The organism is Streptomyces sp. DF42 (genome assembly GCF_058267695.1).
Genome location: NZ_CM177859.1, coordinates 5,028,899 through 5,046,633 on the forward strand (window position 1 = coordinate 5,028,899; position 17,735 = coordinate 5,046,633).

A 17,735-nucleotide genomic window follows, 5' to 3' on the forward strand; every position below is an offset into this window, starting at 1 on the left:
CGGAGAGGGAACGCGATGCGCGCGGCTCGGGAGATGCACGCTGCTCAGGAGGTGCTGCTGGTCGAGGACGACGAGCTGATCCGGGAGGCCACGCGGCTCACGCTGGAGGAGCGCGGCTACCGCGTCCGCACCGCGGCCGACGGCCTGACCGGGCTCGCGCTCTTCCGCGAACGCCATCCGGACGTGGCCGTCCTCGACATCATGCTGCCGGGCCTCAACGGGGTGAGCCTGGCCGGCCGTATCCGCGAGGAGTCGGGGGTGCCCGTGCTGCTGATCTCGGCCCGCAACGACCCGGTGGACGTGGTGATGGGCCTGGAGGCGGGCGCCGACGACTACGTCATCAAGCCCTTCGACGGCCCGGTCCTCGTGGCCCGCATCCGCTCCCTGCTGCGCCGGGCGGCGCCCGCCGCGCAGCCCGCTCAGAGCCCGCGCCTGTACTTCGGGGACCTGGAGTTCTGCAGGGTTTCCCTGACCGCGCGCCGGGACGGAAAGCCGCTCGCGCTGACCATGACCGAGCTGAAGCTGCTTGCCGAGTTCGCGGCCGCGCCGGGGACCGTGCTCTCCCGGGACGTGCTCCTGGAGCGGGTCTGGGACTACGCCTGGTCCGGTGACACCCGGGTGGTGGACGTCCACGTGCAGCGCCTGCGCGCCAAGATCGGCCGGGAGCGGATCGAGACGGTGCGCGGCTTCGGCTACAAGCTGCGCCCATGAGACGGCCCGCCACGAGACGGCCCGCCGTGAACGTGGGAGCGAAGGTCGCCCTGGCCGTCGCCGCCGCGGCCATGTGCGTGGCGGGGGCGATCGGGGTGCTGGTGCACCGGACCACCGCCGCCGACCAGTTGGCCACCGCCCGCTCCGGCCTGGACCAGGAGTTGCTGAGCGCCGCCGGCGACCGTACCGACGGACGCAGGTCGGACGCCAGGCTCGACCCCCCTGATCTGCCCGGCCCGGTGGCCCGTGCCGTCCGCGACGACGTCCGGGTGACCTATCTGCAGGAGGGCGGCAAGGATCCGGTGCTGTGGGCGGCGACCCGGGTCTCGGACCGGAAGGTGCTCGCGATCCGCCGTACGTACGCCCCCGAGGAGAAGTCCCTGGCCGCACTCGACCGGACGCTGTTCGCCACCGGCGCGGGCGCCACCGTCCTCGTGTCCCTGGCCGGACTCGTGCTGGGGGTGCGGATGGGACGGCGGGCCACGGCCGCCGCGCTTACGGCGGAACGCATCGCCGACGGCGACCTCGACGCCCGGGTCCGCCCCCACGGCCACGACGAGATCGCCCGGCTCGCCGCCTCCGTCAACACCATGGCGGACGCGCTCGGCGCCCGTCTGGAGGCCGAGCGCCGGGTGACCGCCGACATCGCGCACGAACTGCGCACGCCGGTCGCCGGCATGTCGGCAGCGGTCGGCCTGCTGCCGCCCGGCCGGGCGTCCGACCTGGTGGCGGGCAGCGTGCAGAAGCTGCGCGGGCTGGTGGAGGACGTACTGGAGGTGGCCCGGCTGGACTCCCAGGTGGCGGCGGTGGAGACCGAGGAGCGCGAGGTGAGCGCCATGACCCGGCGTGCGGTTGCCGGGCTCGACGACGTGTCCGTGAAGGTCGCGGCGGACGCGGTCGTGGCCACCGACCCGCGCCGTGTCGAGAGGATCCTCGCCAACCTGGCCGCCAACGCCCTGCGGCACGGCGCTTTGCCCGTGGAGGTGGAGGTCGACGGGCCCGTGGTCCGGGTCCGCGACCACGGCCCCGGGTTCCCGCCCGACCTGCTCGCGGTGCTGCACACCTCCGGCCCCCAGCGCTTTCGCACCGGCTCCCGGACCGGCGGCACCGGCCTCGGCCTGACCATCGCCACCGGCCAGGCCCGCCTGCTCGGCGCCCGCCTGATCTTCCGCAACCGTCCGGAGGGGGGCGCGGAGACGGAGCTGTGGCTGCCGACGGATTGATCCGCCGGGCGCTGGCGTGCCGGGTGACACCGGCCCGCCCGCTGTGGGGGACTGGTCTCTCCTGAAGGGTCGGGTGCCGTCAGGAGAGCTTGACCAGGGTGTGGTCGTCGCGGTGACCGGCCGAGGTGCCGCTTGGCGGGACTCGAACTCGCGATTTCAGGCGCCGAGCCGTGCGTGCGCCGCCCCGATGGCGTGTCAGGGTGCCGGTGGCTTGTCGGTCGGGGTGCATTCCTGGTCGTGCTGGCTGGGGATTCTGCCGCAGATGGTGATGGTGGAGGCGGGGGCCGAGGCGGTGGAGAGCATGCGGGTGTAGGTGTCGGTGCCGACGCGGATGGTGGCGTCCTCGGTGCGGCCCCAACGGTCGGTGATGGAGACGGAGTCGCCGACGGTGCCGTTCTCTATGCGGCCCCACACCGCCTTGCAGCCGGGGCTGTAGCGGAGCTGGATCTGCGGGCCTCTCAGCCAGGTCTCGTGGGCGGTGCGGGCGTCCCACTGGCAGTTCTTGGCCTGGGGTTCCGCTTCGAGACAGCTGTCGCCCTGGCAGCCGGGCCTGGAGGCGGCGGCCGCGAGGGGGGCGGCGAGTTCGCGGGTCGGGCTGGTCCGGGGCGTGGCAGCGGCCGCGTGCCCGTCGTCCGTGAACAGCGTGGTGAAAAGGGCGCCGAGGAGCGCGCCGGAAGCGACGTAGCAGAGGGGCAGGGCCCGGCGCAGCCAGCGGTTGCCGCCGACCGTGTTGGCGGGATTGAGGCCGTTGCAGCCGGGCCCGAGGCAACTGGTCGCGGCGGAGGCGGGCGACGCGGCGCCGAACAGCAGGCCGGAGGCGGCGAGCGCCAGGACGGCGCCACTCGTGCCGAGACGGCGGGGCAGGGAGAGCATGCGGAACTCCGTTGTCTTCAGAGGAAGTTGGGGAGAGGAAGCCGAGACAGACAAAGACTGAGCGGGCTCGGATGCCGAGCCCGCTCAATCTCCAACGCTGCGCCGCGTCCCGACAACCGTCCCGCGTCCAGGGGACGTCCCAGAGACGGCCGTGCCGTCGGCCGGGAATCCGTGGGCATCCGGCCCCGGGCCGCTGATACCTGATTAACCGTCGCGGTCGGCGGTCAGGTGGTCGACCATGAGGTGTGCGATTCGACTCCGTTCCCATGCCGGCGACCGTCGAGGCCAGACCTCGTGACAGCCGGGGCTATCCCGTCCCCGCCATCACACCGTGGGAGGGCGACGAACCCCAGTTCGCGCTCACCGACTACGGACGAAGCGCGGATTGCGCGAGGCAGCGTCTGTGTTCCGTCTGCAACACCCTGATGCCCCGGGGTCCCGTGTGGCGCGTGGTCGGGGGCGCGGAGAGCTCCGCGATCCGCGAGGCGCTTGCTGCAGGACGGCCGTACCGCAACATGGCGGCGACACCGGAAGGTCCGGGGCACCGCGCGTGCATGCTCTACGCCTCGATGGTCTGCCCGTATCTGGCTCGCCCCAACGCGCGGCGGGGGCTGACAGCAGAAAGCCCGGACGACATGACCGCTCATGTCGTCCGGGGAGCTGTTCGTGGGGAGTTGGGTGCCGTGGTGGGGTACGGCGACTACGAGTTCGCCGTCACCAAGACCAAGGTCCTGTTCCGTTTCCTCGATGTGGTCGAGTATCTGCCGCACGACACGGCCGACCAGCACCTGCCGGAGCTCCAGGCCGAACTCGCCCGCTCCGGCGGCCGGTTGGACGGCCGGTCGGAGGGCGGTCAGCCGCGGTAGGCGGGCAGGCCGGTGTGCTTGGAGACCTTGACGGGACTGCCGAAGCCGTGGGCGCCCTTCGTGATGGTGTACGTACCCGTCGGGGCGCGGAAGGCGATGGTCTTGCCGCCCGGCGACCAGGTGGGCTCGGTGTAGTCGGTGGTGGCGTGGGGGGTGACGTCCTTGACGGTGTTGGTGGAGCCGCCGAAGTCCTCGACGAAGAGGTGGTCGTGTCCGTGGACGGAGCGGACGAAGACGACCTCCTCGTTGTCGGGGGAGAGCGCGGGCTCGGAACCCTTGGTCAGCGCGCCGCCCTGCTGGCGCAGGTAGTCGTCGCGGATGTAGACCTCGCCGGTGTGGGTGTTCTCGTAGACGGATGAGCCGTAGCTGCCGCCGACGTTCGGCCAGGTGTTGTTGGTCTGCGGGATGTTGTGCTCCCCGTCGCCGTTCAGGCTGATCCTGGCCGGCCTGCCGTGGTTGCCGGTGGCCTTGACGCCCTCCAGGACGGTGCTGCCGTGGATCTTGGCCGAGAAGATGAGGTTGTTCTTCGCGGGGATCTGGTTCGCCCGGTCGGCGGCGGTCACCTGCCAGGTGGGGTGGGACCACGTCTGCCCGCCCGGGTTGGCGGCGACGGTGACGCGGTGGCTGCCGTCCGGGTTGGAGACGACGAGGTCGCCGTGCCCGTCGATGAAGGCGGCCTTGCTGCCGCTGGGGTTCCAGGCCAGGTCACGGACGGCGGTGCCGAAGTCGATCGACTTGCCGTTGACCACGACGTGGCGGCTGCCGTTGCTGATGGTGAGTCCCCTGGGCACGGTGAGCGTGTGGGCGGACGCGGCCGCGGCGACCATGGCGGCGCTGCCCCTGGCATGGGCGCCGAAGGAGGCAGCGGCCGGAGCCGCCATCGCGGTGGCGGCCGTACCGGACAGGGTGAGCAGTGCAGCAGCACCCGTGGTGAAGACGGCTGCGGCGCTCCGACGGATACGAGCGGACATCTAGGTTCCCCCAGGGAGGTGAATGACGCTGCGACCAGAGTTTCGCGGGAACCGCCCGCCGTCCCCGGAACCGGATCCGGTCCGCTCGGCTTGCTGCCCTTCGCTGTACAACGGAGTCTTCCCACAGAGGGTGACGGAGCCATGCGCTCACCGTCACAACTGTGCAATAACGGGTCGGATGACATGAAGAAACGTCGCCCATCCCCCATCAGCTGTCGGGGCGCGATCAGGGCGCGGTCAGGGCGCGGTCAGGGTTCGCTCAGGGGCGTTCCCTGATGATCCGGGCTGACGGGCTGGATGAGACTCGTGGCCGGGCCGTTCGACCGCCGGTCCCACCGCCACCACCTTGGAGAGCCTCGTGAACTTCTCTGCCTTCAGCCCCCGTTGGTCCGCCGTGGCGGCGTCCGGCGCTGTGCTGGTCGCCCTTGCCGCGGGTATGGCCGCCCCCGCCTCCGCCGCCACCCCGGCTCCGGTGCCCGCCACCGCGTCCGGCACGCCGTTACCCGTGCTCGACCCGGCCAGGCTCCAGACAGCCATCGGTGGCCTGCCGGACGCGGACGTCACCGGCGCGCTGCTGCGGATCACGGGTCGCGCGGGCCACTGGTCGGGCACCTCCGGGGTGGGCGACCTGGAGACAGGTCAGGGCGTTCCGCCCGACGCGCACATCCGGATCGGCAGTATTTCCAAGGTCTTCACCGCCACCCTCGTTCTCCAGCTCGCCGCCGAGCACCGGATCGACCTGGACAAGCCCGTCCAGCAGTACCTGCCGGGGGTTCTGCCCGCCGGCCTCCCGCCCGTCGAGGTCGGCCAGTTGCTCAACCACACCAGCGGCCTGCCGCGCGCCGCCGACAACCCCGACTTCGGCGACGGCAGTCCCGAATGGTTCGCCGCCAACCGTCTCAAGAGCTTCACGCCGCAGCAGGTGATCGACCTGATGACAGGCAGGCCGATGCAGTTCGCACCGGGCACCGCGCAGCAGTACAACGGGATGAACTACTTCGTCGCCGGTCTCCTGGTCGAGAAGATCACCGGGCACACCTTCGCCCACGAGGTGCGCTCTCGCATCACCCGGCCCCTGGGACTGCACGGCACCCAGGTCCCCGACGCCGACGACCCGCGCCTGCCCGGCCCGCACTCCCACGGCTATCTGACGGTCACGTCCTCGGACGGCACGACGCACCAGGTGGACGTCACCGAGCAGAGTCCCTGGCCCTGGGCCGAGGGCGGCATGATCTCCACTCCCGCCGACCTCGACCGTTTCCTGACCGCCCTCTTCCGCGGCCGTTTCCTCCCGCCGGCCCAGCAGGCCGAGCTCTTCACCGTCCCGGACGTCCCCAGCTTCCACAGCAGCCAGTGCCGCACCCAGGCCGACGCCGGCCGTGCCTGCATGACCATGGGCATCATGAGGGTGACGGCATCCAACGGTGTCGTGGTCTGGGGCAAGACCGGCTCCAATCCCGGCTACACCAGCGGTGTCTTCGCCACCCGCGACCTCTCCCGCAAGATCGTCTACTCGGTCAACCCGACCAACCTCAACGGCACCGAGATGCGCTACATCCTGAAGATCGCCGCCGCCTCCTTCGGCCCCTTGGTCCCGGCCACCAGCTGACACCTCCGAAGAGCCGTCGCCTGCCGGCCCGCTCCACTGCGATGGGCCAGGGACGCCGCGGGTGAAGTCCTTCAACGCCTGCCTGTCCGGGTGCGTGCGTTGCTGTCCGGGACCCGTCACCTGGAACCACGAAGGCGCCGGGGACACTCTGCGTGTTGTAGTCCCTTTGAGAACGAGGATGAGCCATACATGATCACGCTCACCAAGGAAGACGGCCCGGCAGACCTGGACGGAGTGACCCACCTCTCCATCGGAGTCTCCTGGGATCCCACCGCCGGCAGCAGCGGCGGGGTGATGGGCAAGCTGCGCCGCAAGAAGGGCACCGACCTCGACCTGATCGCCGTCGCCATGCAGGGCGGGGACCCGGTCCGCCTCGCGGGTCTCGACTCGCTCGACCCCATGGGCAACGGCTCGCTGGTCCACAGCGGCGACAACCAGACCGGCCACGGTGACGGCGACGACGAGACGGTGACCGTCGAGTTCGCCCGGATCCCGCCCAACATCACGGCGATCGTGTTCGTCGCCGCCGCGTACAAGAAGGGCAGTTCCTTCCAGCTGGCGCGCAACATCAGCTTCAAGGTCTACGACGCGACCGGGGGCACCTCCCAGCAGGTCGCCGACATCTGGCCGAGCCTGCTCACGAAGGACAACGGTTGCGCCGTGGCCAAGGCGGTGCGGATCGGCGGCAGTTGGAAGCTCGAGGTCATCAACACGACGGGCAAGGTCAAGCAGGGTGACGAGCACGCCCTGATGCGGTTCGCTGTCAGTAAGTAGGAGTACGTCGGCGTTCGAGGCCGGAGCGGTGTCGCTGCGTGCGGCAGGAGTAGCAGTGTGACGGCCGAGTCGGCGGAGAGCGTCGCCGACAGGAGGGCTCCGGTGGTGGCGGTCCGGAGGGCGAGGCCGACCGTGGTGAAGACCGGTGGCCAGGTGCGAACGGTGGGCGGTGGTCCGAGGAGAGCCGCGATCCGCCGTGGCAGTGGGCCCGGTGCTGCGAGGGAGGCGAGGGTGGGCGGCGCGGGGGTGTGACGCGAGGGACGAGAGCCGCCTTCGAACAGGCACCGCGCCTGGCCCTCGACGCGAGCGAAGCACCCCAAGGACGCGTCCCCGCACCACAGCGAGGAGGCCGCCGAAAGCTCATGGTGCGGTCGTGGTGCGCGTCTGGCCGGTCCACGAAAGAGAGGAGCCCCAGCCGACGCGCGGCTGGGACTCCTCGAAAAAACGGTGAGTATCGGTCAGCAGGTGCAGTCGCCCACGCGGTGAACCGCTCGTCTACGCGTCGGCGGACCGCACCGCATCGCGATCACCGTGGATCGGTCGGGTCAGCGCTGCAGGGTGAGCACGGCCGGCCGGTACGGCAGCAGCTGGTAGGCGGTGCCGTCCGAGCTGGGGCTCCTGCCCTGGTAGAGGAACTGCAGGTTGCAGGCGTCGATGGTCTTGGTCTGGTCGGGGTTGTTGCGGACCAGGTCACCGTGGCTGATGTCGTTGGTCCAGGTCTGGTTGGTGTTGGCCTTGCCCGCGAAGGGGGCGCTCTCGGTGCCGGCCTGGACGGTCCACGGGCCGTTCAGGCTGGAGGCGGTGAACGAGCGGAAGAAGCGCCCGTTCGCGCCCTTCGCCTCGACGATCATGAGGTACTGGTTCTGGCCCTGGACCTTGTAGACCTCCGGCGCCTCGAACAGGTTGTCCCCCGTGTCACTCATGACCTTGGTGTACGACGAGCCGAAGCTGCCCGGGAAGTTCCCGATCGGCATGGTCGACTTGTAGATGCCGCCGTTGTCATCGGCGAAGAACAGGTACATGTTCTGGTCGTCGCCGATGATGGTCGGGTCGAGCGGGCCGCCGACGGGAAGGCTGCCGTTGAACAGCTCCTGCGGCGAAGACCAGCTGGTGGGGTCCGTGGGGTTGGTCGACGTGCGGAAGGTGAAGGTCGAGCCGGTGTCCCAGCCGTTCGCGACCAGCACCCAGATGTTCTTGGGCGCGAAGTAGAACAGGATGGGCGCCACCGGGGCCCCGCTCATCGCGGTCTGGGTGGCCGTCGCCATGTCCGACCAGTTCGTGAAGGGACGGAACCCCATCCCGCCCCAACCGGATGCACTCGCGGTGGTCCCGTAGACCAGGTGCTGGCCGTTGTACGTCACCGTGGTGAAGTCCTTCAGCGCGGCCCACCCGTTCGCCGGCTGCGCCAGCGCAGCGGTCGAGGTCCAGTTGTACGTCGACGGAAGAGCGCACGAGTTGGCCGACAGGCCGGTCCACTTCTGGTTGCTGGCGCCGGTGCAGTTCCACAGCTGCACCGCCGTGCCGTTGGCCGTACCGAAGTCCTTCACGTCCAGGCACAGCCCGGACTCCACGGCGACGACCGTGCCGTCGGCGTTCACCCGCCACTGCTGGTTCGTACCGCCGTTGCAGGACCAGATCACCGGCCGGGTGCCGGCCGTGGTGGCGTGGCCCGGAACATCGAGGCACTTGTTGCCGTACACGGTCAGCTGGTTGCTGTCCGTGAGCGTCCACTGCTGGTTGGTCCCGCCATGGCAGTCCCAGATCTGCACGTTCGTGCCGTCGGTCTGGCTGGCGCCCGGCACATCGAGACACCGGCCGGAACCGACACCGCGCAGGGCGCCGCTGGTGGCCGCCTGCGCCGGGCCGGCGACGAGCAGCGCGGCCAACGAGACCAGGGCCGCAACCACGGCGGCGAGCACCGCGGACGGGCGTCTGCGGCTGAAACTCAGTCTGTGCATGGGGACCTCGTGATTCTTGCGTACGCGGCTCTGGCTGACCCCGCCGGAGGCTCTGGGGGCTGTCGATGCGCTGCGGCCCTGGCATGTTCGTTATGTCGAACATGGGCCGAAGTGTCGAGCAAGTGATGATGGAGAGAATCGGCGAACGGCGTCAATACCTCTCGCACAATTCGCGAGCGGGAATGTTCGCAGGCTGAAACCGTGCGGCTGGGTGTCTTCCGACTTCCGCTGGGCCTGGCCACGTCTGCGGTCATGGCAGCCGCTCTGCTCGCGCTGACAGGGCTCGCGTCCGCGCTGACCGACATCCCGCTGATCGCACTGGTACAACAGCGCATCCCGGACAGCCACCTCGCCAAGGCCCTCGGTCTGTGGGAGGCCGGAATCGCCGGCGCCCTCGCCGTCTCCCCGTTCATCGCGTCGACGACCATCTCCCCGGCCGGAGTGAGGGCCGCTTTCATGCTGTCGGGCGCCGCCCTGGTGACACTTGGCCTGGTGGCCTGCTCGATCCTCGCCGCGACAAACGCCAAGCGGCCCGCCCGGCCGGACAGCCGGATGGCTGCCCCAGGTCGAGGCCGCACAGCCTGATCGCCTCGCCGAAGGGCGAGGCTCTTCAACACGCAGCGGCGGTGCCGAAGAACGCGGGGCGTGGTGAGCGTTCGTGGACGGCCGGGATTGACCCCGCCAATCGGAGGGGGTCGGTCGGCCGACCGGCGGGGCACCTCCCGAAGCCCGGCGGATGGTCGACCGCCCCCCTGCCTCGGCAAGGTTGTCCCGGTGACCGAGATCGAAAGCGCCGACAAGACGCCTCCCCGGCCCGCACCCTCACCCGGGTCCGCCACGGCGACGGAACGCCCCGCGCCGATGGCGCGGCTGGTCGGGGTGGACCTCGCCCGTGCACTGGCCGTGTTCGGGATGTTCGCCGTGCACGTCGGCCCCGTAGCGACGCCCGGGGGCGGCGTCGGCGACTGGTTCCTGGAGCTGTCGAGCGGCCGGGCGTCGGCGTTGTTCGCCACGCTCGCCGGGTTCTCGTTGATGCTGATCGCAGGCCGCTTCGAACCGAAGACCGGACTGGCCGGCCGGCAGGCGAGGGCGAGGATCGTGATCCGGGCCGTGATCCTGCTGGTGGTGGGCGTCGCGTTGGCGATGACCAATTTCGGCGGCGCCGGGATCCTCAACTTCTACGCGGTGTACTTCCTGCTGGCCCTGCCCCTGCTGCGGCTGCGGGCCAGGACGCTGGCGATCATCGCGGTCACGCTCGCGGTCGTCACGCCGCAGGTGGCGTACGTGATCCGGGCGCTGCTCACCGAGTCGACCGTGCGCAGCATCGACTCGTACGACCCGATCGCGCGACTCTCCGGCGTGGGCGTGCTCGATCTCCTGCTCCTCGGCCTCTACCCGGCGATCACCTGGATGACGTTCGTGGTCACGGGCATGACGTTGGGCCGGCTGGATCTGTCCTCCGGCGCGGTCCGGCGGCGGCTGGCCGTCGTCGGTCCCGCGATGATCGCGTTCGGATACGGCATCTCATGGCTGGCGCTCCGGCTGACCGGCGGCGCTCAGAAGATCATGGCCGGGATGCCCGCCATGAAGGACCCCGGTGCCATGAAGGATCCCGGCATGGCATCGGGATCCTTCGACTCGCCGGTCGGTGGCGGTCTGGGCGGCCCTGACGCATGGGGGCTGCTGGCAGCCGAGCCGCACAGCGGTTCCACGTTCGACCTCATCGGCAGCCTGGGGATCGCGATCACCGTGCTCCTGTGCCTGACGGTGGCCCTGGACCGACTGCCGTGGCTGCGCCGACTGGCAACGCCGGTCATCGCCGTCGGCACCATGTCCCTGACCCTCTACGTGGGCCACATCCTGGTGATCCTCGCCCTGCCCGGCGAAGCGGCCACCCCGCCGCAGTCGGCCTCCGCCGCGCTGCTGCTCTGCTTCATCGTCGGGGCCACCGCGTTCGCGGCGGTCTGGTCCCGCTTCTTCCGCCGCGGACCGCTGGAGTACCTGCTCAACAACGCCACGAAACTGGCCCACCTCGTCCGATGAGCTTCGGGCGGGCGCCCGGGAAAGTCCGTACGAGAGGAAAGTCCGTACGAGAAGTGGCTGCTGTTCGCATCCCCGGTGTGCTTCAGCACTCCGGGGATGTGCGGCAGCGTGAGTTGGCCTCCGGCGTGCGGGCGCCGGAAGCCGTGGCCCCCTCTCGACGCGCATCGCCGGTTCGTCGGGCGGCGTACCGCCGGACGGCACGCAAGTGCGGTGCCCGCGGATCCCGCGCAGCCTTCCGCCTCTCACCTGCCCTTACGCCTCAACACTGATCCAGGGACCTTCACCGTGGCCGCCATCCCCACCGCCCAGAGCACCGGCTTCCATCGCCTCCGCCGGGAATCGCACCGCCGCGCCGACCGGCCGGAAGCTCCGGCGCGCTGGGAACGCCCGGCGCTGGCCGCGGTGTTGGGCGTCGCCGCGCTGCTGTACGGCTGGGGCATGGGGCACGCCGCGATCCACCCCTACTACGGCGCGGCGATACGGTCGATGGCCACCGGTTGGCGGGCCTTCTTCTTCGGCGGTCTCGACACCAGCGGTTCGATCACCCTCGACAAGTTGCCCGGCGCCTTCTGGCCCGATGCCCTCTCCGTATGGATCTTCGGGCCTCACACGTGGGCGGCCGCGCTGCCCCATGTGATCGAGGGCGTGCTCACCGTATGGCTGCTGCACCGGATCGTACGGGCGTGGGCCGGGCCGTTCGCCGCACTGATCGCCGCGCTGACGCTCACCTTCACTCCGGTCACCGTGGTGCTGAACAGGGCCACCATCCCGGACACCGCACTCACTCTGCTGCTGGTGGCAGCCGCCGGAGCCCTGCAGAAGGCGGCACGAACCGGGCGGCTGTACCCGCTGATCATGTGTGGCGTCTGGGTCGGGCTCGCCTTCCAGACGAAGATGCTGCAGGCCTGGCTCGTCCTGCCGGTCTTCGCCGTGGTCCATCAACTCACGGCGTGCAACTCGCCGTTGCAGAGAGCCCTGCGCCTCCTGCTGAGCGGTGCGGTCACGCTGGCCGTCTCCTGCTCGTGGGCGCTGATCGCGTGGGTGACTCCCGCGGATGAGCGCCCGTATGTCGACGGTACGTCGAACAACAACCCCTTCAGCCTGGTCTTCGGCTACAACGGCATCAGTCGCTTCAGCGACGACGGCACCGCGTTCGGCGCCGTCCCGGGCACCGCTGCCAGCCGTACCTCCGGAAACACCGGCTGGGGGATGCTCGTCAACCACACCGTCGGCCCGCAGATCGCCTGGTTCCTGCCGCTCGCCGTGCTCGCCGTCGTGACGGCTCTGGTCTGGCGCGCCCGCGAGCCGCGGACCGACCCGCTGCGGGCGGGCTTCCTTCTCTGGGGCGGCTGGCTTGCCGTCCATGCCGTGGTGTTCAGCCTCTCCAACGGCAACCACGTCTACTACACGGCCGTGCTCGCACCGGCGATCGCCGCTCTCACCGGAGGTGGGCTCGCGCTCTTCTGGTCCGCGTACGAGGCGGGCGGCCGGCGACGGCTGTGGCTGCCGTCGGCGATCGTGGTGACGGTGGCCTGGGCGCTCGTGCTCGACGGGCCGACCTGGTTCGCCTCCCGGCTGCTGGTGTTCGCCGTGATCTTCGCGGTGTGCGGGACGTTCGGCCTGTGGCGCGGTGGGTCACGCGCCTCCCAGAGGCTGGTCCAAGGCTCTCTGGCCGTCGCAGTCGCGGCGACTCTGCTCGTACCCGCAGGCTGGGCCGTCTCGTCTCTCGACCCGCGCTACGCGGGCGCCTCCACGTCTCCGACGGCCGGTCCGGTCGGCGAGTTCCACCACCGGGCCAGCCATGACCCGTCCGCTGTCCGCCGGGCCGGGCTCGGCCGGCCCAGCACCCGCGACACCGCCCTGCTGGACTACCTCATGGCGCACCGCAAGGGCGAGAAGTACCTGCTCGCGACCCAGGCCGCCTACCCCGCGGAACGTCTGCTGCGAGCCCAGGCCCAACCCGTCCTCGTCATGGGCGGATTCACCGGGAAGACCCCCTTTCCCAGCGCCCCGCAGCTCGGCAACCTGATCGCCACTCACCAACTCCGCTACGCGCTCCTCACTCACCTGCGACCCACCACCCCCGCCACGACGTGGGTGAAGTCCCACTGCGAGCGCGTCCGCTCCGGGGCCTACGGCTGGCGCACCAGGGGCAACTTCGGCCTCTACGACTGCCGCGCGAAGGGCTGAGCAGAAGGCACCCCCCCCGATCGGCGGGGGTGGAGCAGCCGACTGCGGGATGGGCAAGGAAGAGGAAATGCAAAACAATCCTTGCGGGTAATTATCGCCTCTTCAGCAGGCGGCCCATCGCAATTCGTTCACATTTCGTTAAGCCTATCTCCATCATTCTTGTAGGTTTTTCAGAACGAGCGTTTCGGCCATTGAATCCATTTCCGCAAGTCCACAAACCGGCAGGTCAGGACAGTGGTATGGCTGTTTCTGCACTACGTGAAACGGCGCTTTACTGCCGGTGGGTGAGCGCCGTCACACCTCCCCGGTGAACCGGCGGAGCATTCCCGTCATCAGGTAAGTCGAGAACTTCTCTTTGTTGCTTCACGCGACATCGGTAGAGCCTGGAAAGGATTCTTCTTGTCCACCACTCGACCCCCGATATCCATGCAGAGCCCGGCTCGGCGTCGGGCGGACATGGCTGTGTTGGGAGGTGTGCGGCCGCCACTGGCGGCCCTGCCGGTTCTGTTGGCGCTCGTCGCGGGCCTGACGGTGTTCGCCGTCGGGAGCGATGCCGAACGGGGCGTTCCCGAGGCCGTCCTCAGCTCCCAGCAGCACATCGCCGAGGACGGGGCGGTCGCGCTGCAGGGCGCCATCGACCAGAGCGTCACCGATCTGCGGGCAGCGGCCGCGGACTTCGGTGCCTCCAAGTCCGTACCGGCGGACGGGATTCTGACCCGCCTCGACCGGTCCTACCGCAAGTGGCGCGGTACCGCCGTCGTCGACCAGTCCACCGGTCGGCTGCTCGCCGCGCAGGGCGACGCCCTACCGCTCGGGAAGGTGAACCTTCAGGGACTCCCGGCGAACCCGCCACCGAGACTCGTGCGGGACGACTCGGGCGTCACCCGACTGCTGGCGTTCGCGACGCTGTCGCAAGGCGGCAGGCAGGAGTTGCTCGTCGCCTCCCAGAGCGTGAAGCTGCCGGGCATCTCCGTCGGCAAGAAACACACGCTCAACGTCGTGGACCGTGACGGGGCCACTCTCACCTCGGCCGGGCCCGAATCCGGCACCGGGCGGGCCAAGGCCCTGGCCGGCACCGCCGCCCGCCAGGCGCAGAGCAAGGGACCGTCGGACACCGCCGTGGCCGGCGGCTTCGACGGTCCGAGCGGCAGTCTCGTCGAGGCGGCGGACGCCAAGACCCGTACCGCCGTCGGGTACGCCGGAGTGGCCCGAGGGCCTGCCGCGAAAGAGAGTCCGAGCAGCACGCTCGGACTGACGGTCGTCACGACGGTGCCGACCGAGCGTCATGGGGCCGGGACCGGTGACCTTCGTCTCGCCCTCCTCGCCGCGGCCGTGCTGCTGACCCTCGCCGCCGGGGTCACCGCCGCCCTCCACCTGGTGGTGCAGCGGCCCCTGCTGCGGTTGCACAGCGAAGCGCAGAGGCTCGGCTCGGGCGACCTCACGGCTCCCGTCCGCGTGCCCCGCTTCGGGGAACCCGCCCGGGTCGGCGCCGCGCTGGAGGCACTGCACCGACAACTCCTCGGTAGGGGCGGGCCGTTGCAGCAGACGGACGCGCAATCACCGGCCGAGGGGCGTGTTCTGCGCGGGACGGGCAAGGGACGGCGTCGGCTCGGACTGCGCACCGTCCTCGTGGTGTGCGCGTTCGCCCTGCTGGCCTGGCCCGCGTCGATGCTGCTCACGCTCGGCAGCTCCTTGCCGCGCCCGGCTGCGGTCGTACCCCGGCTGATCTCCGACGACCAGCGGCTCCGCACCGAGACGACGGCGGATCGCGTGCGCAGGGGGATCAACGACGGATACGCGGATCTCACCCATCTCGCCACCGTGATCCAGGTTTCCCAGTCGCAGGAGGCGCGCAAGGTCCTCGACAGGTCCCTGGAGCAGCACGGCCGGTACCGGTCCCTGTACGTCGTCGACGGCGCCGGCAGGATCCTCGCCCGCGCCGGCGATGAACCCCGTACCCCGACGAAGGCCCGCGTCAGGCCCGGGGTCAGGCAGACGAACACCTCCGGCACGGAACCGGTGCTCGCCGCCGTGGCCACTCAGCAGGTCAAGGGTGCGCCGGCGAGGTCCGGACGCCACTATGTCGTGGGTGAGTTCAAGGTCCAGTACCTGACCGGCATCATCAACCGACCCGGTCTCGGCTCGGTGTGGCTGGTGGACTCCGCGCATCGGGTCATCGCGTCCAACAAGGGGTTCGTGGCGTTCGGGCGGGTCTCCGACGGCCGGCTGCGGGCCCAGCTGAAGGCCGACCGCACGGCCAAGGGCTCCGCCGAGCTGCTGCTCGGCTGGCGGGATCCGGCGGTCGCCGCAGTGGCGCCGTTCAACGACAAGCTGGGCGTCGCGGGCGCACTCGGCTGGAAGGTCGCCTCGATCAGGCCGGTGTTCTGGATCGGTCTGCCGGAGTACGAGGCACAGCGGCGGATCATGCTCGTCGGTCTGCTGGGGGTGACTGCGGGCGCCCTCTGCCTCGGCTGGCTGTACCTCGTCGTCGTACGTCCGCTGCGTGAAGTCGCCCAGGGCGCCGAGGTGTTGGCGGCCGGGGACCGCAGAACGGTGCTCTACCCGCGCTACCACGACGAGGTGGGATCCCTCGCCCGCAGCCTCGAACTGATCCGGCAGCGGCTCCCCCGCGCCGACGCACCGCCCGCGCCCGGTTCCCCGGACGGGGCGCCCACTGTCTCCACCTCCCTGTCCGGCCCCGGTCCCAGGAGCTGACCTGCCGTGCTCTTCCTGTACTGCGTCCTCGCGGCGTGCTGCGCCGGCCTGCTCGTCGCAGGCGTCGTCGAACAGCGCCGCCATGACGCGAACCTGACCGCCATACCCACCCGAGTGCTGGTCAACGGCATTCGCGGCAAGTCCTCCATCACCCGGCTGTGCGCGGGCGCGCTGCGCGGCAGCGGCCTGGTGACCGTCGCCAAGACCACGGGCACCGCGGCCCGGTTCATCCACCCCGATGCCACCGAGGAACCGGTCTACCGCAAGTTCGGCATCGCCAACGTGGTGGAGCAGATCGGCATCGTCCGGCGGGCAGCCGCCTACCGGCCCGATGTCCTGGTGATGGAGTGCATGGCCGTCATGCCGGCACTCCAGGAGATCAACCAGTCCAAGCTGATCCGCTCCACCATCGGCGTGCTGTGCAACGTCCGCGAGGACCATCTCGCCGAGATGGGCCCGACGTTGGACGACGTGGCCCGCTCCCTGTGCCGCTCGATGCCGGAGGGCGGCATCTGTGTCACGGCCGAGAAGGAGCGCTTCCACATCCTCCAGGAGGAGGCCGACGCCCGGAACTGCAAGCTGATCTACGCCGACCCGGAAACCGTCACCGACGAGGAACTGCGCGGCTTCAGCTGGTTCACCTTCAAGGAGAACGTCGCCATCGCGATCGCGGTCGCCGAACTGCTCGGCGTCGACCGGGCGACCGCGCTGAAGGGGATGTACGCGGCGCCGCCGGACCCGGGTGTGCTGTCCGTCGAGCGGTACCGCACCCCTGACGGAAAGCGGCTGCGCTTCGCGAACGTCTTCGCCGCCAACGACCCCGAGTCGACGCTGATGAACATCACGCAGCTGCTCGAACTGGGCGCGATCCACCGTCCGTTGCACCTCGTCATCAACTGCCGTCCCGACCGTGTGGAGCGCAACGGGCAGATGGGCGCGCTCATCCCCCAGCTCGACCCGGAGACGGTGTTCCTCATCGGCCACCCCACCAAGTCCGCCGCCGACGCCATACCCGCCCACTGGACCGGGAACGTCGTCGATCTCGGCGGCGACCGCCGCGACCCCGGCCGGCTCACCGCGGATCTGCTGGCTCACCTGGGGCCGGACTCCTCGCTCGTCGCCATCGGCAACATCCACGGCCAGGGCGAACTCTTCCTGGAGCGGCTCGCGGCACTCGCGCCCGAACACCCCGCCGGTCCCGACCACCCCGCCGGCCCCGCCGATCCGAGCGACGCCCCCACATCGCCCGGCGCCCACCACAACTCCTCCTACGGAGAATCCCGTTGATCCCCGCAGTAGTCACCCCGCAGATCGCCGCCATCGGCATCGCACTCGGTCTGGTGTTCTCCCTCCTGTGCTACCTGACCACGAACCTGTCACCGGGCGGCATGATCACCCCCGGCTGGCTCGCCCTCACCCTCGTCGGCGATCTGCGGCGCGCCGCCATGGTCGCGGCTGTGGCGGCCCTGACCTACCTGCTGACCAAGCTGCTGCAGCGCTTCGTCATCCTCTACGGCAAGCGGCTGTTCGCCGCCGTCGTGCTCACCGGTGTGCTGCTCCAGGCCGGGCTCTCCCTGTTGCTCCAGCAGCAGTTCCCCCTGCTGTTCGCCCATCAGGCCCTCGGGTTCATCGTCCCCGGTCTCATCGCCTACCAGCTTGAGAGGCAGCCCAAGACAGCGACGGTCCTCGCCACCGGCGCGGTCACGTTCGCCACCTACGTGATCTTGGTGTCCGGGCTGCTGCTGGGCGCCCTGCCCACGACATGAGCCGCCCCCTCCCCGACACGCGGCGCCATCTCCCCT

General features: G+C 70.3%; 14 protein-coding genes and 1 pseudogene. 11 read left to right on the forward strand and 4 right to left on the reverse strand.

The annotated features are described in order from the left end of the window. The first annotated feature begins 33 nt into the window (after window positions 1–33). Window positions 34–711, forward strand: a complete 678-nt coding sequence (gene cseB, locus ACYUED_RS22980) for a two-component system response regulator CseB (protein ID WP_491284512.1) — start codon at window positions 34–36, stop codon at window positions 709–711. Continuing rightward, a complete protein-coding gene (locus ACYUED_RS22985; protein ID WP_491284514.1) occupies window positions 708–1,934 on the forward strand; it encodes an ATP-binding protein in 1,227 nt (408 codons plus the stop codon). Before cseB ends, ACYUED_RS22985 begins: the two co-directional genes overlap by 4 nt. Window positions 1,935–2,129: 195 nt before the next feature. Here the strand turns inward: ACYUED_RS22985 and ACYUED_RS22990 are convergent, their stop codons facing one another. After that, entirely contained in the window at window positions 2,130–2,807 is a 678-nt protein-coding gene (locus ACYUED_RS22990) for a DUF2690 domain-containing protein (protein WP_491284516.1), read from the reverse strand. 266 nt (window positions 2,808–3,073) lie between these two features. On the opposite strand from ACYUED_RS22990, the gene ACYUED_RS22995 reads away from it, so the two are divergent. Next, on the forward strand, window positions 3,074–3,673 hold the full coding sequence (locus tag ACYUED_RS22995; RefSeq protein WP_491284518.1) for a hypothetical protein: 600 nt from the start codon (window positions 3,074–3,076) through the stop codon (window positions 3,671–3,673). Here ACYUED_RS22995 and ACYUED_RS23000 read toward each other — a convergent pair. Next, window positions 3,661–4,644, reverse strand: a complete 984-nt coding sequence (locus ACYUED_RS23000; RefSeq protein WP_491284520.1) for a TolB family protein — start codon at window positions 4,642–4,644, stop codon at window positions 3,661–3,663. The genes ACYUED_RS22995 and ACYUED_RS23000 overlap by 13 nt on opposite strands. 358 nt (window positions 4,645–5,002) lie before the next feature. On the opposite strand from ACYUED_RS23000, the gene ACYUED_RS23005 reads away from it, so the two are divergent. Both ACYUED_RS23005 and ACYUED_RS23010 read left to right on the forward strand, forming a co-directional pair. Continuing rightward, window positions 5,003–6,253, forward strand: coding sequence for a serine hydrolase domain-containing protein (locus ACYUED_RS23005; RefSeq protein WP_491284522.1), 1,251 nt, complete (start codon window positions 5,003–5,005; stop codon window positions 6,251–6,253). Between the two features lie 189 nt (window positions 6,254–6,442). Further along, complete coding sequence (locus ACYUED_RS23010) at window positions 6,443–7,027, forward strand: TerD family protein (protein WP_491284524.1); 585 nt, start codon at window positions 6,443–6,445, stop codon at window positions 7,025–7,027. 23 nt (window positions 7,028–7,050) lie between these two features. Here the strand turns inward: ACYUED_RS23010 and ACYUED_RS23015 are convergent. Continuing rightward, window positions 7,051–7,284 (reverse strand): annotated as a pseudogene (locus tag ACYUED_RS23015) (M56 family peptidase); the annotation flags it as partial. 288 nt (window positions 7,285–7,572) lie between these two features. Beyond that, entirely contained in the window at window positions 7,573–8,985 is a 1,413-nt protein-coding gene (locus ACYUED_RS23020) for a non-reducing end alpha-L-arabinofuranosidase family hydrolase (RefSeq protein ID WP_491284526.1), read from the reverse strand. A gap of 252 nt (window positions 8,986–9,237) precedes the next feature. Between ACYUED_RS23020 and ACYUED_RS23025 the strand changes: the two genes are divergently transcribed. The 6 genes from ACYUED_RS23025 (at window position 9,238) to ACYUED_RS23050 (ending at window position 17,699) form a co-directional block, all read left to right on the forward strand. After that, on the forward strand, window positions 9,238–9,570 hold the full coding sequence (locus tag ACYUED_RS23025; RefSeq protein WP_491284528.1) for an MFS transporter: 333 nt from the start codon (window positions 9,238–9,240) through the stop codon (window positions 9,568–9,570). A 189-nt stretch (window positions 9,571–9,759) separates the two neighbouring features. Further along, window positions 9,760–11,028 (forward strand): DUF418 domain-containing protein, encoded by a 1,269-nt coding sequence (locus ACYUED_RS23030; protein ID WP_491284530.1) that lies wholly within the window; start codon window positions 9,760–9,762, stop codon window positions 11,026–11,028. 285 nt (window positions 11,029–11,313) lie between these two features. Then, complete coding sequence (locus ACYUED_RS23035; RefSeq protein ID WP_491284532.1) at window positions 11,314–13,218, forward strand: ArnT family glycosyltransferase; 1,905 nt, start codon at window positions 11,314–11,316, stop codon at window positions 13,216–13,218. Window positions 13,219–13,674: 456 nt separating this feature from the next. Then, window positions 13,675–15,933 (forward strand): HAMP domain-containing protein, encoded by a 2,259-nt coding sequence (locus tag ACYUED_RS23040; RefSeq protein ID WP_491284534.1) that lies wholly within the window; start codon window positions 13,675–13,677, stop codon window positions 15,931–15,933. Window positions 15,934–15,939: 6 nt separating this feature from the next. Further along, window positions 15,940–17,220: a poly-gamma-glutamate synthase PgsB gene (pgsB, locus tag ACYUED_RS23045; RefSeq protein WP_491284536.1), complete on the forward strand. Its 1,281-nt coding sequence runs from the start codon at window positions 15,940–15,942 to the stop codon at window positions 17,218–17,220. Then, window positions 17,217–17,699, forward strand: a complete 483-nt coding sequence (locus ACYUED_RS23050; protein WP_491284538.1) for a poly-gamma-glutamate biosynthesis protein PgsC/CapC — start codon at window positions 17,217–17,219, stop codon at window positions 17,697–17,699. Before pgsB ends, ACYUED_RS23050 begins: the two co-directional genes overlap by 4 nt. Window positions 17,700–17,735 lie beyond the last annotated feature (36 nt).

Bases quoted from the DNA above. Each gene is read 5' to 3' on its own strand.
- ACYUED_RS23010 (WP_491284524.1), top strand. From the start codon at position 6,443: ATGATCACGCTCACCAAGGAAGACGGCCCGGCAGACCTGGACGGAGTG.
- ACYUED_RS22990 (WP_491284516.1), bottom strand. From the start codon at position 2,807: ATGCTCTCCCTGCCCCGCCGTCTCGGCACGAGTGGCGCCGTCCTGGCG.
- cseB (WP_491284512.1), top strand. From the start codon at position 34: ATGCACGCTGCTCAGGAGGTGCTGCTGGTCGAGGACGACGAGCTGATC.
- ACYUED_RS23025 (WP_491284528.1), top strand. From the start codon at position 9,238: ATGGCAGCCGCTCTGCTCGCGCTGACAGGGCTCGCGTCCGCGCTGACC.
- ACYUED_RS23000 (WP_491284520.1), bottom strand. From the start codon at position 4,644: ATGTCCGCTCGTATCCGTCGGAGCGCCGCAGCCGTCTTCACCACGGGT.
- ACYUED_RS22985 (WP_491284514.1), top strand. From the start codon at position 708: ATGAGACGGCCCGCCACGAGACGGCCCGCCGTGAACGTGGGAGCGAAG.
- ACYUED_RS23020 (WP_491284526.1), bottom strand. From the start codon at position 8,985: ATGCACAGACTGAGTTTCAGCCGCAGACGCCCGTCCGCGGTGCTCGCC.
- ACYUED_RS23040 (WP_491284534.1), top strand. From the start codon at position 13,675: ATGGCTGTGTTGGGAGGTGTGCGGCCGCCACTGGCGGCCCTGCCGGTT.
- ACYUED_RS22995 (WP_491284518.1), top strand. From the start codon at position 3,074: ATGCCGGCGACCGTCGAGGCCAGACCTCGTGACAGCCGGGGCTATCCC.